The sequence below is a fragment of the Cupriavidus sp. MP-37 genome (assembly GCF_020618415.1).
GTDB lineage: Bacteria > Pseudomonadota > Gammaproteobacteria > Burkholderiales > Burkholderiaceae > Cupriavidus.
The window spans coordinates 556698-568638 of record NZ_CP085345.1 but is presented as its reverse complement, the minus strand read 5'-3'; the positions used below and the strand labels follow the sequence as shown (position 1 = coordinate 568638).

At 67.7% G+C, this 11941-nt stretch carries 11 protein-coding genes; 8 read left to right on the top strand and 3 right to left on the bottom strand.

Annotated features, from left to right (window positions below):
- Positions 1 to 36 precede the first annotated feature (36 nt).
- The 7 genes from LIN44_RS19070 (at position 37) to LIN44_RS19040 (ending at position 6260) form a co-directional block, all read left to right on the top strand.
- A complete protein-coding gene (locus LIN44_RS19070) occupies positions 37 to 786 on the top strand; it encodes an SDR family oxidoreductase (protein ID WP_227315815.1) in 750 nt (249 codons plus the stop codon).
- A gap of 37 nt (positions 787 to 823) precedes the next feature.
- Positions 824 to 1702, top strand: a complete 879-nt coding sequence (locus LIN44_RS19065; RefSeq protein WP_227315814.1) for a fumarylacetoacetate hydrolase family protein — start codon at positions 824 to 826, stop codon at positions 1700 to 1702.
- A 38-nt stretch (positions 1703 to 1740) separates the two neighbouring features.
- Entirely contained in the window at positions 1741 to 3018 is a 1278-nt protein-coding gene (locus LIN44_RS19060; RefSeq protein WP_227315813.1) for an L-fuconate dehydratase, read from the top strand.
- Between the two features lie 2 nt (positions 3019 to 3020).
- On the top strand, positions 3021 to 3899 hold the full coding sequence (locus LIN44_RS19055; RefSeq protein WP_227315812.1) for an amidohydrolase: 879 nt from the start codon (positions 3021 to 3023) through the stop codon (positions 3897 to 3899).
- 53 nt (positions 3900 to 3952) lie between these two features.
- The gene (locus tag LIN44_RS19050; protein WP_227315811.1) at positions 3953 to 4729 is read left to right on the top strand and encodes an SDR family oxidoreductase; all 777 of its coding nucleotides are present in this window, start codon (positions 3953 to 3955) and stop codon (positions 4727 to 4729) included.
- A 25-nt stretch (positions 4730 to 4754) separates the two neighbouring features.
- Positions 4755 to 5093, top strand: a complete 339-nt coding sequence (locus tag LIN44_RS19045; RefSeq protein WP_227315810.1) for an L-rhamnose mutarotase — start codon at positions 4755 to 4757, stop codon at positions 5091 to 5093.
- Between the two features lie 135 nt (positions 5094 to 5228).
- Positions 5229 to 6260 carry a porin gene (locus tag LIN44_RS19040; RefSeq protein ID WP_227316368.1) on the top strand — a complete coding sequence of 344 codons (1032 nt, stop codon included), beginning with the start codon at positions 5229 to 5231 and terminating at the stop codon, positions 6258 to 6260.
- A 143-nt stretch (positions 6261 to 6403) separates the two neighbouring features.
- Here LIN44_RS19040 and LIN44_RS19035 read toward each other — a convergent pair whose 3' ends face one another.
- Together LIN44_RS19035 and LIN44_RS19030 are read right to left on the bottom strand one after the other, a co-directional pair.
- Positions 6404 to 7708: an MFS transporter gene (locus LIN44_RS19035; protein WP_227315809.1), complete on the bottom strand. Its 1305-nt coding sequence runs from the start codon at positions 7706 to 7708 to the stop codon at positions 6404 to 6406.
- Positions 7709 to 7817: 109 nt separating this feature from the next.
- Complete coding sequence (locus LIN44_RS19030) at positions 7818 to 8411, bottom strand: TetR/AcrR family transcriptional regulator (protein ID WP_227315808.1); 594 nt, start codon at positions 8409 to 8411, stop codon at positions 7818 to 7820.
- A gap of 262 nt (positions 8412 to 8673) precedes the next feature.
- Here LIN44_RS19030 and LIN44_RS19025 point away from each other — a divergent pair, with 262 nt between their 5' ends.
- Positions 8674 to 10014 carry an MFS transporter gene (locus LIN44_RS19025; RefSeq protein WP_227316367.1) on the top strand — a complete coding sequence of 447 codons (1341 nt, stop codon included), beginning with the start codon at positions 8674 to 8676 and terminating at the stop codon, positions 10012 to 10014.
- 22 nt (positions 10015 to 10036) lie between these two features.
- On the opposite strand, the gene LIN44_RS19020 is transcribed toward LIN44_RS19025, so the two are convergent.
- Positions 10037 to 11875, bottom strand: a complete 1839-nt coding sequence (locus tag LIN44_RS19020) for a bifunctional UDP-sugar hydrolase/5'-nucleotidase (protein WP_227315807.1) — start codon at positions 11873 to 11875, stop codon at positions 10037 to 10039.
- Positions 11876 to 11941: the final 66 nt, after the last annotated feature.

Here is an 11941-nt window from a genome sequence, read left to right as displayed (position 1 = left end):
CCATCCGGTCCAACTGACCATCGCAACAGGTTTCCCATGAGACTCCAAGGAAAACGCATTCTCGTCACGGCCGCCGGGCAGGGCATCGGCCTGGCCAGTGCCCGGCGCTTTGCCGCGGAAGGCGCGCAAGTGCTGGCCACCGATATCAACCCGGCGGCGCTTGCCGCGCTGGCGGGTGAAGCCAACGTTCGCACCATGACGCTGGACGTCTGCAATGCCGAGGCCATCCGCCAACTGGCCGCCGGCGAGGCTGCCTTTGACGTGCTGTTCAACTGTGCGGGCTTTGTCCACCACGGCACCGTGCTGGAGTGCTCGGAAGAGGACTGGCTCCACAGCTGGCAGGTCAACGTCAGCTCGATGTACCGGCTGGTGCGGGCGCTGCTGCCGAAGATGCTGGCCGCGGGTGGCGCTTCGATCATCAACATGTCGTCGGCAGCGTCGAGCGTGAAGGGCGTGCCCAATCGCTTTGCGTATGGCGCCACCAAGGCCGCGGTGATCGGCCTGACCAAGGCCATTGCCGCGGACTTCGTCACGCAAGGCATACGCTGCAACGCGATCTGCCCGGGGACCATCGCGTCGCCGTCGCTGTCGGACCGCATCGCCGAGCAGGCACGCACGCAGCACCGCGATATCGACGAGATCCGCGCCGCCTTTGCCGCGCGCCAGCCCATGGGCCGCATCGGCACGCCCGAGGAGGTGGCCGCGCTGGCGGTCTACCTGGCCAGCGATGAGTCCGCCTTTGTCACAGGTGCCATCCACATGATCGACGGCGGCTGGTCGAACTGACGCCATCGCCCACCCTGGACTATTTCGAGATCCTTCCATGAAACTCTTGCGCTATGGCCCGCGTGGCCACGAAAAGCCCGGCCTGCTCGACGCGCGCGGCGACGTACGCGACCTGTCCGGCGTGATCGGGGATATTGCCGGTGCCGCGCTGCTGCCGGAGGGCATCGCCCGCCTGCGCGCGCTGGATCCCGACACGCTGCCGCGCGTGCCGGGCCGGCCGCAGCATGACCTGCGTCTTGGGCCCTGCGTGGGCCAGGTCGGCAAGTTCGTCTGCATCGGCCTGAACTACGCTGACCATGCTGCCGAGTCCGGCATGGAGCCGCCGGCCGAGCCGGTGGTCTTCGGCAAGTGGACCAGCGCCATCTGCGGTCCCGATGACGATATCGAAATCCCGGCGGGCTCGCTGAAGACCGACTGGGAGGTAGAGCTGGGCGTGGTGATCGGCCGCGGCGGCCGCGATATCCGGCGCGAGGAAGCGCTGTCGCACGTGGCCGGCTACTGCGTCATCAACGATGTCTCGGAGCGCGAGTACCAGCTGGAGCGCGGCGGCACCTGGGACAAGGGCAAGGGCTGCGACACCTTCGGGCCGATCGGCCCGTGGCTGGTCACCGCCGACGAGATTCCCGACCCGCAGGCGCTGCGGCTGTGGCTGGAAGTGGACGGACGCCGCTACCAGGACGGCAGCACGTCCACCATGATCTTCGGCGTGGCCGAGCTGATCAGCTACCTGAGCCGCTTCATGAGCCTGCAGCCGGGCGACATTGTCTCCACCGGCACGCCGCCGGGCGTGGGGCTGGGGCAGAAGCCGCCGGTCTACCTGCGCGCCGGCCAGGCCATCCGGCTGGGCATCGAGGGCCTTGGCCAGCAGAGCCAGCAGACCGTGCACGCGCCAGTGCGCATACCGGCCGCCGCCTGAGCCGTCGATCCCGATCCGCCAACCACTCAAGCCATGCCATGACCCAGATTTGCTCGATGCGCGTCCTCGACGTGCGTTTCCCGACCTCCGCGCAGCTCGATGGCTCGGATGCCATGAACCCGGACCCCGACTATTCCGCCGCCTATGTCATTCTGGAAACTGACCAGCCCGGCCTGGAAGGACACGGCCTCACCTTTACCATCGGCCGCGGCAACGAGGTCTGCTGCGCCGCGATCGAAGCCATGCGCCACCTGTTGGTGGGACTGGACCTGAACTGGATCCGTGAGGACATGGGCCGCTTCTGGCACCACGTCACTTCCGACAGCCAGTTGCGCTGGATCGGCCCGGACAAGGGCGCCATTCACCTGGCCACCGGCGCGGTGGTCAACGCGGTCTGGGACCTGTGGGCCAAGGCCGAGGGCAAGCCGCTATGGCGCCTGGTGGCCGACCTCTCGCCGGAGGAACTGGTGCGCGTGGTGGACTTCCGCTACCTGACCGACGCCATCACGCCCGACGAGGCGCTGGCGCTGCTGCGCCGCCAGGCGCCGGGCAAGGCCGAGCGCATCCGCACGCTCGAGCGCGAGGGCTATCCCTGCTACACCACCTCCGCGGGCTGGCTGGGGTACGACGACGACAAGCTGCGCCGGCTGTGCCGCGAGGCCGTGGACGGCGGCTTTCGCCACGTCAAGCTTAAGGTCGGACGCAATTTGCAGGACGATATCCGGCGCGTCTCCATCGCCCGTGAAGTGCTGGGCCCGGACCGGCACCTGATGATCGATGCCAACCAGGTCTGGGAAGTCGATGAGGCGATCTCCTGGGTGCGCGAGCTGGGCTTTGCGCGGCCGTGGTTTATCGAAGAGCCCACCAGCCCGGATGACGTGGAAGGGCATCGCGCCGTGCGCGCGGGCGTGGCGCCGGTCAAGGTCGCCACCGGCGAGATGTGCCAGAACCGGATCCTGTTCAAGCAGTTCATGACACGCGGCGCCATCGATGTGGTGCAGATCGATGCCTGCCGGCTGGGCGGCGTCAACGAGATCCTGGTGGTGCTGCTGCTGGCCGCCAAGCATGGGCTGCCGGTATGCCCGCATGCGGGCGGGGTGGGGCTGTGCGAGTACGTGCAGCATCTGTCGATGATCGACTATGTCTGCATCTCGGGCACCCGCGAAGGGCGCGTGATCGAGTACGTCGACCACCTGCACGAGCACTTCGTCGACCCCTGCGTGGTCCGCAACGCGGCCTACATGCCGCCGCAGGCGCCGGGATTCTCGATCACCATGAAGCCGGCCTCGCTGGCGCTGCACCGTTTCCGGGGCTAGCGATGGCCACGCTTCGCATCGACGCGCACACGCACTTCTGGCGCTACCGGCCCGAGGCGTATCCGTGGATCGGACCGGACCTGCAGGCGCTGGCGGCCGACCATATGCCGGACGACCTGCTGCCGCACCTGCGCACGCATGGCATGGATGCCGCCATTGCCGTGCAGGCGCGCGCCGGCACCGACGAAACCCGCTTCCTGCTCGAACTGGCCGACCAGCATCCGTGGATTGCCGCGGTGGTGGGCTGGGAAGACCTGCGTGCGCCGGATTTCGCGCAACGCCTGCAGGACTGGGCCGCGGCGCCAAGGCTGCGCGGCTTCCGGCACCAGGTGCAGGACGAGGCCGATGCCGCGCAATTCCTCGGCCTGGACACGGTGGCCCATGCGATGGGCCGGCTGCAGTCGCTCGGCTATGCCTATGACGTGCTGGTCTTCAGTCACCAGCTGGAAGCAGCCGCCAGGTTCTGTGCCCGGCATGACCGGCACTGGCTGGTGCTGGATCACCTGGGCAAGCCGCCAATTGCCGGGGCGGTGCACGGATCGTCCGCGCTGGCCGCGTGGCGCGCGGCGCTGCGGCCGCTGCGGTCATTGCCGCATGTCGTCTGCAAGCTGTCCGGCCTGGTCACCGAGGCCGACTGGCGTGCCGGCCTGCAGGCGGCCGACATGACCTCCATCGATGCGTGCCTGGACGCGGCGCTGGACGTATTCGGCCCGGCGCGGCTGATGTTCGGCTCGGACTGGCCGGTCTGCACGCTCGCTGCGCCCTATGGCGGGGTGTATGGCATCGTCAGGCGCTGGTCGGACCTGCGCCTGAGCGCGGATGAGCAAGACGCCTTCTGGGGCGGCACCGCGGCACGCTGCTACGGGCTGCAAACCACCTGACAAACCGGCCTGACAAACCGACCTGACAAAGCGGCCCTTCGGGATACACAGACATGGACCTGCATCTGCAAGACAAGATCGTGATCGTTACCGGCGGTGCCAGCGGCATTGGCGCGGCCATTTCGCTGGAACTGGCCGGCGAGGGCGCGGTGCCGGTGATCTGCGGCAAGTCGGCGATGACGCCGGCGTTCCGCGACCGCCTGATGGCGCTGCAGCCGCGCGCGCGCTTCTACCAGTTCGACCTGACCGACGAGCCGGCCTGCCGCGACATGGTGGCCGATGTGGCGATGCGTTTTGGACGTATCGACGGGCTGGTCAACAACGCCGGCGTCAATGACAGCGTCGGCCTGGAGGCTGGGCGCGATGCCTTCGTGCAGTCGCTGGAGCGCAACCTGGTGCACTACTACGTGATGGCGCACTACTGCCTGCCACACCTGCGCACCAGCCGCGGCGCGATCGTCAATATCTCGTCCAAGACCGCGCTGACGGGGCAAGGCAATACCAGCGGTTATTGCGCCGCCAAGGGCGCGCAGCTGGCGCTGACGCGCGAATGGGCCGCAGCGCTTGCAGCCGACGGTGTGCGCGTGAATGCGGTAGTGCCGGCCGAGGTCATGACGCCGCTGTACCAGAGCTGGCTGGAGGGGTTCGAAGCGCCACAGGACAAGCTGGCCAGCATCACCGCGCATATTCCGCTGGGCCACCGCATGACCACTGCCGACGAGATTGCTGCCAGCGCGGTCTTCCTGCTGTCGGCGCGCGCCTCGCACACCACGGGGCAATGGGTCTTCGTTGACGGCGGCTATACCCACCTGGACCGCGCGCTGACGTAAGCCGCCCCAACTCCGTGAGGACGACATGCGCTACTGCCTGGCACTGGACCTGAAGGACGACCCGCAGCAAATCGCTGCCTATGAAGCCCATCACCGCCGCATCTGGCCGGAGGTGGCGCAGCACCTGCGCCGCCACGGCGTGACCGGCATGGAGATCTGGCGCCTGGGCACGCGCCTGGTGATGGTCATGGACACCGACGATGCCCGCTACGACCCCGACGCGTTTGCGCGCGCGGGCGAAAGCGATGCCCGCATCCGCGAGTGGGAGGCCTTGATGTGGACCTTCCAGGCGCCCACGCCGTGGACGCCGCCGGGGGTGAAGTGGGTGCCGATGACATGCATCTTCGACCTGCAGCAGCAATAGCAAAGGAGGGAGGCCGACCCAGATAGCGACACCGCGAGCAAGAAGAAGGGGACCGAAGGGGGTTGAAAGCCAGGAGCCGGCCGCAACGGCCGCGCATCCGGACGAGGAGACAAGGCAGTGAACAATTTGGCAAGAATGATGGCCGGCGCCGCCGTTTTCGGCGTGTGCGCCGCGACGGCGTGCGCGCAGAGCAATGTGACGCTGTATGGTCGCGTGGTGGCCGGCGTCGATGTCCAGACCAATGTGCAGACCCCGGATGGCGGGTCCGGCACGCTCTGGCGCGGCGCTGACAACCAGTGGGGCACCAGCATGTTTGGGCTGCGCGGAAATGAAGACCTGGGTGGCGGGCTCAAGGCGCTGTTCCAGCTAGAATCGGGCTTCGGCGCCACCAAGGGCCGCACCAACGGCGATGCGCTGTTCAACCGGCGCGCGTACGTGGGGGTGCAAGGCGGGTGGGGCACGCTGACCATGGGCAAGAACCAGCCCCTGGCGGATGCACTGTGGGCGCTGGATCCTACCGGGCAGCAGTTCATCGGCACGGCCACGCTGGTGCGGGGGCGCAACTGGCCGGGTCACAACAACATGGTCTCTTATGAGACCCCGAGCTTTGGCGGCCTGAGCGCGCAGGTGCTGACCGGCCTGGGCGAAGACCCTGGCTCGGCCACGCGGCTGCGCAAGGACATGCTTTCGCTGACCTATACCGCGCCGACATTTGAATTGCGCGCGATCTACGATGTGGCGCGCGATGTCAACGGCAAGTACAGCGACCTGTTCACGACCTCGAAGGAACTGACGCTGGGCGGCACGGTGACGATCAGTGCCGTGAAGCTGTTTGCCGGCTATGAAAACCTGTCGGCCCCGGACAGTCCCGCCGGTGCGCCGACACGGGCCAACCACTACTGGGTCGGCGCCAACTACCAGCTCACGCCCGCGCTAACGCTGATCGGCGCGTTCTACCGGGTGACCGTCAACCAGGGTGGCGGCAACGCCAACCTGTACATGCTGGGCGCCAACTACAGTCTGTCCAAGCGCACGCTGCTCTATGCGAGCGTCGGCACGGTGCAGAACAGCGCCACGGCGAACTTCTCGGTGGAAGCCACTAACAACAACCCGGCGCCAGGCCGCAACCAGCTGGGCGCGTACACCGGCATTGCGCATTCGTTCTGAATGCCCTGCGAGTCTTCAGCGAAAGCGGCAGCAATGACGACGACGCTACGACTATGGGGGCCTGGTGCTCCGCTCATTGCCGGTAGCCTCGCCGCTGGCCGCCTGCGGCGGCGACACAGGTGCCGGCACCGAGGCAGCGCAGGCTACGCCCGCGCCGCCTCGGTGGCTGCCGCTGCCCGCTGCCGGCTGACCATCAACGCCATCAGCGCCGCCACCAGGCACGCCGCCCCCGCCGCGTACAGTGCCGGCGTATAGGTCAGCAGCAGCGTACGGCTCAAGCCCGCGCCGAACGCCGCCACGGCCGCGCCGATCTGGTGGGCCGCGAAGATCCAGCCGAACACCATCGGCGCGCGCTCGCGCCCGAAAGCGGTGGCCGCCAGCTTGACCGTCGGCGGCACCGTGGCGATCCAGTCGAGCCCGTAGAACATCGCAAAGATCGACAGCCCGTACAGCGTGAAGGTGGAGTGCGGCAGCCAGAACAGCGACAGGCCGCGCAGCGCGTAGTACCAGAACAGCAGCTTGCGGCTGTCATAGCGGTCGGAGAGCCAGCCCGACAGGATGGTGCCGACAAAATCGAACGCGCCCATCATGGCCAACGCCGACGCTGCAGGCACCGGGCCCATGCCGAAGTCGCCGCACAGTGCGATGAAGTGCGTCTGGATCAGGCCGTTGGTGCTCAGGCCGCAGATGAAGAAGGTGCCCGCCAGGATCCAGAATGTTTGCGTACGCGCGGCGTCGCGCAGCACGCGGAATGGCCCGCGCAACGTAAAGGGCGCGGGCGCTGGGGCGGCGGGCAGCGTGGCCGGATCGGATGACACTTCGCCGAACGCCGCCAGCCCGACATCCGCGGGCCGGTTGCGCATCAGCCCGAACACCAGCAGCGCCAGCGCCGCGCAGGCGGCCAGCACCGGCAGCACGGCCACGCGCCAGCCCATATGCTCGATCAGCCAGGCCGCCACCGGCAGGAACGCCAGCTGGCCGGTGGCCGCGCTGGCCGTCAGGATGCCGATCACCAGGCCGCGCCGCGCGCTGAACCAGCGGTTGGCCACTACGGCGGCCAGCACCAGCGCGGTCAGCCCGGAGCCGACCCCGAGCATCAGGCCCCACGCAACGAAGAGCTGCCACAACTGCGTCGACACCGTGGCCAGCGCCATGCCGCCGGCAATCAACGCCAGCGCGGCGCAGACCACGTTGCGCACGCCGAAGCGATCCATCAGCAGCGCGGAGAAAGGCGCCATCAGCCCGAACAGCGCGAAGCGGAAAGCCAGGATCGACGAGATCTGGTCGGTGTTCCAGCCCATCTCCCTGGTCAGCGGCTGCAGGAAGGCCCCGGGCAGGCCCAGCGCGGCCGAGGTGGTCAGCATCACCAAGAAGGTCAGGGCGGCAATCAGCCATGCGTAGTGGATGCCGCGCCGGTCGAGCCGGCTGGAAAGGGCTTGCGCGAACATGGGGCTCTCGTGTCTCGGTTTCGGTGTGGGTCAGGGAAAAGGGCAAAGGAAGGGCATCCCGCTGCGTTCGGCCGCGGGATGTTGGTCAGTCTTCGGGGGAGAATCGGTGCTAGCCGGTGCGGCCCAGCAGGTGCGCCTGCACCGCGTTCAGCATCTGGTCGGAGAGCGGATCGCCTTCGGTGGCGCGCGCCAGCGTCAGGGCGCCGACCAGCAAAGCCATGCGCACCAGCGCCTGCTCGTGGCGTTCCTGCGGGTCGTCGGACGCCACGGTCTGTGCCATGTCATCGATCATCGTTCGCAGCCCATCCGCATAGGCCTGCCGCACGGGTGCGCCGGCGGGCTCGCGGGCGACATCGACGGCCAGCGCGGCGGCCGCGCAGCCGACGCCGGGGTTGGCGCAATGCGCGGCGGTGAGGTAGGGCTCGACCAGATTGGCGAGCATCGCGTTGCGGTCCCCGCCGGCACGTGCAAGGCGGCGCTCCCAGCGCGCGGTCGATTCCTCGAACGCGCGCTTGCAGGCCTGCGCCGCCAGCGCGTCCTTCGAGGCAAAGTGGCCATAGAAGCCACCATGGGTCAGGCCGGCGCCGGCCATCAGCTCCGCCACGCTGACACCGTTGAGGCCGCGCTCGCGGAACAGCCGCGACGACGCTTGTTCGATCGCCTCGCGGTTCTTGTCGGTTTGCTCGCGTGATGCACGTGCCATCTGAAGACCTCGCTGGAGAATTGGGCTTTCGCAAATCTTAGATGATGATCATCATTTATTCAATAGATGTTGGGTGTCATCTATTTTGGTTTACGGAGGGTAATGTGCATACATATGAAGGCGTCTTCAGCAAGGTGAAGGGTTTTCCCGTATCGTCTTGCCTGAATGATCGCCCCCGCACCGCCGAACCCGGCCATGGCGGCAACCGGTAAAGACAGTGTCCAGCACAGCCCCTCTCCAGACCGCCTCCGCGGCCGACGCCATGACCTCGCGCGAGCGGCGCGGCATGGCTGCCATCCTGATTGCCGTCGCCCTTGCCACCCTCGATACCGCCATCGCCAATACGGCGTTGCCATCGATTGCGGCAGACCTGCGCGCCACGCCCGCGGCTTCGGTGTGGGTGATCAACGCCTACCAGCTGGCCATGGTGGCAACGCTGCTGCCGTTCGCGGCGCTGGGCGGCGTGGTGGGCCACCGGCGCATTTACCTGGGCGGCGTGCTGCTGTTCACGGCGGCTTCGGTGGTGTGCGCGCTGGCGTGGTCGCTGCCGACGCTGGCGGCGGCGCGGGTGCTGCAGGGCATCGGAGCCGCGGCCATCATGAGTGTCAACACGGCGCTGATCAGCGCCATTTTTCCGACGCATCGGCTTGGGCGCGGGCTGGGGCTGAATGCGCTGGTGGTCGGGGTTTCGTTCGCGGTGGGGCCGACCGTGGCCTCGGTGATCCTGTCGTTCGGCACGTGGCCGTGGCTGTTTGCCGTCAACCTGCCGATCGGCCTGCTGGCGCTGGCGATCGGGCGCGGCTCGCTGCCGCAGACGGCACGCAGCACGCACGGTTTCGATCGCGTTGCAGCGGTGCTCAGCGTGGTTGCTTTCGCCGCGCTGATCCTGGCGCTGGGCGAGGGCGCGCAGCGCGCGCCGCTGCACCTGTCGCTGGCCGCGGCGGGCATCTTCGCGGTGGCGTTCGCGCTGCTTTTGTGGCGCGAGCGCGGCCATCCGGCGCCGATGCTGCCGGTAGACCTGTTCCGGCGGCCGATGTTCGCGCTGTCGACGCTGACGGCGGTGTGCTCGTTCGCCGCGCAGGGCCTGGCCTTTGTCTCGCTGCCGTTTTACTTCCAGCACGTGCTGGGGCGAGGGCAGGTGGAAACCGGCTTCCTGCTGACGCCATGGTCGGTGGTGGTGGCGCTGATCGGGCCACTGGCCGGGCGCTTGTCCGACCGCTACCCGCCGGCCGTGCTTGGCGGCGTGGGGCTGGCGGTGCTCAGTGCCGGCATGCTGTCGCTGGCGCTGCTGCCGGCCAACCCCAGCACGCTCGATATCGGCATCCGCATGTGCCTGTGCGGCGCCGGGTTCGGCTTTTTCCAGTCGCCCAATCTCAAGGCATTGATGACCAGTGCGCCGCGCGAGCGCAGCGGCGGCGCCAGTGGCGTGGTGGCCACGGCACGGCTGCTGGGGCAGGCCACGGGCGCGGCGCTGGTGGCGCTGTGCTTCGGCATCGCCGGCGATCACGGCCCGGGACTGGCGCTGGCACTGGGCGCGGCGTTTGCCGGCGCCGGCGCCGTGGCCAGCTGGATGCGGCTGGCCGCCGCCGACGCGCGGGCCTAGGCTGGAACGGCCCGGATGCGTATCAGTTCAGGCGTGTAATCCGGTTCGCCGCGCCCGGGCTGACCGGCGATCTTGCCTTGAAGTAGTCTTCGAAGACATCGATGTCGACCGGCCCGGCTTGCTGGTTCGTGCCCTGCTTCAGCACCGTGAAGTTGTCACCGCCCGAAGCCATGAAGTTGTTCACCGTGACGCGGTAGGTCTTGGCCGGGTCGAGGGCGACGCCGTTGAGCCTGAGCGAGGCCGGATCGACACGGTTGCCCTGGCCCGCGGCGGCGCCTGCCGGCTTGCTGGCGTCCCAGGTGTAGGTGAAGCTGCTGGAAACCTGCAGCACCCGCCCGCCCGCGGGTTGCGGCGCCTCCCATTGCTGTTCCAGCAGGCGCAGGATCTGCGCGCCGGTCAGGGTCATCGTCACCATGCTGTTGCCGAAGGGCATGACGGCATAGAGCTGCCCGAACGTGGTCTGGCCATTGGTGGCGGCGTCGTACGTAAGGTTCTGACGCAGCCCGCCCGGATTGGTGAATGCGATCACCGCCGGCCCGAACGACGCATCGGACGTGCCGGCCAGGTAGGCGTCCGCCACCAGGTCGCCCAGTGCCGACTCGCCCGCCGCCGTCTGGGTGCGATCGATGCTCGCGGTGATGGCACCCACGACGGCGTTCTTGATCGGCGCGGTCAGTTCCACGTAGCGCTTGACCATTGCATCGACGGCGCCGTCCCTGGTCAGCGCGGTGTAGCCAGCAGGCAGCGCAATCGGATTGCCGTAGTTGTCCTTGATCACCAGATCATTGACCGCGACACGGTTGTTGGCCACCTTGGACGAGACCTTGCGCGTCGACGGATCGATGGTGATATCGATTTCCGAAGCCAGCCGGCCGTAGAAGCCCGCCTGCGTCAGCAACTTGCCGTCTGGCCGGGTGCAGACATATTCCTGGTGGGTGTGGCCGCTGATCACGATATCCACGGCGGGATCCAGCTTGTCGACGATCGACACGACAGCACCGTTCAGTCCCGGGCAGCTCTTGTCGTTCACCATGCCCGCCGTGGTCGATCCGCCTTCATGAAGCAACACCACGATCGCATTGACGTTCTGCTGCCGCAGTTCAGGAATCAGCTTGTTCACCGCATCCGCCTCGGCCTCGAAGGTCAGGCCCGTGGTACCCGCGGGCGTCACCACCGACGGCGTATCCTTCAGCGTCATGCCGATAAAGGCCACCTTGGCCCAGTCAAAGGTCTTGATCCGGTAGGCCGGCAACAGCGGCTTGCCGGTCGCCTGGTCGATGACATTGGCAGCCAGGTACTGGAACTTCGCCCCCGCGTACGCGCCGTTCGTCATGCACGTATCCACGCCGACAATGCCGCGCCGGCCGTCAGCCGACCTGGGAAAGCAGCCGCCGTGCTGCAGCCGCAGCAGCTCATCGCGGCCCTTGTCGAACTCGTGGTTGCCCACCGAGGAAATCTCCAGGCCCATCTGGCCCAGCACATCGATCGCCGGCTCCTCATGGAACGCCCCGGAAACCAGCGGCGACGCGCCGACCATGTCTCCGGCCGCCACCACGACGTTGTTAGGGTTCTTCGCTTTCAGGCTCTGGATCAGCGAGGCCAGATACGCGGCGCCGCCCGCTGAAACACGGGTGCCAGCCGGGTTGGCGGCATCCTGTACTACCACGCCGCCGCCGGGCGCTTCCAAATTGCCGTGGAAATCATTGAGCCCGATGATCTTGACCGATACCGCGGCGTCCGCGGCTGGAGCCGGGCTGACCGGCCCCGAATCGCCCCCATCATTCCCCGAACCGCAGGCGGCAACGATGCCTGCAAGGGCGAGCGCACCCAAGCTCGCGACGACATACCGTTTGCGTGTCATGTGGCCAATCCTTTGGGAAGCCGCGGCAGGCGCTCACTCTATGGGCCCATCGTGACTGCTTCATGA